The organism is Vibrio sp. 970 (assembly GCF_033339075.1).
This window is the reverse complement of the sequence record NZ_JAWOTW010000565.1, coordinates 1-589: the sequence shown is the minus strand read 5'-3', so window position 1 is coordinate 589 and position 589 is coordinate 1. Positions and strand designations below refer to the sequence as shown.

The 589-nt window shown below is 31.7% G+C and carries 1 protein-coding gene; it reads left to right on the top strand.

The genetic code is table 11. The features are described 5' to 3' along the window. Positions 1 to 83 precede the first annotated feature (83 nt). Positions 84 to 371, top strand: coding sequence for a hypothetical protein (locus R7Q11_RS27905; protein ID WP_031858106.1), 288 nt, complete (start codon positions 84 to 86; stop codon positions 369 to 371). Positions 372 to 589: the final 218 nt, after the last annotated feature.

Here is a 589-nt window from a genome sequence, read left to right as displayed (position 1 = left end):
CAAAGGTCCTTTACAAAGAGAATATTACTTGATAAATATAGTATTCATTGAATTTGTCTATATATATCAAGAGGGTTGTCGATATGTCTCAAGTTTTGGTTTATTCTAAACGTAATCGTGAAATGAGTTATCTATCTACAAGAGAAGAACGTAAAAATAAGATTAATAATTTTAAAGTGGCTTACAATGAAATTTCAGATGAAGAAGCATTACGCAGAGCAAATTCTATTAATTTAGATGACAATAACAATGTTCAAAAAGTTCTTTTTAAAAGAAAAGATATTAAAGAAAGTAAAGAATGTCGAGTTCCTGGTTTATATGGTTGTAACCGTTATAAGTCAAGGAAAAATGAGACATTCAACGTGTTCTAACGTTGTTCTTTTTTTGCACAACTCTAAAGCCAGTGGACTTGTATCAGGCAAGTGATAAAAGCCTTGGAAATTCCGTAATTAAAGATGTTGGCAAGAGAATTTGCCAAGACTGGCAAGCAATGTGCCACTACTGGCATTGAAAGTGCCAGTAGTGGCAGAAGAATTTCTGCAATAATTTAGACTTATTTGGGTTTAACCTTCATTTTTGTAAAAGCTAA

Coding starts and splice junctions, on each gene's coding strand:
- R7Q11_RS27905 (WP_031858106.1), top strand. CDS start 84: ATGTCTCAAGTTTTGGTTTATTCTAAACGTAATCGTGAAATGAGTTAT.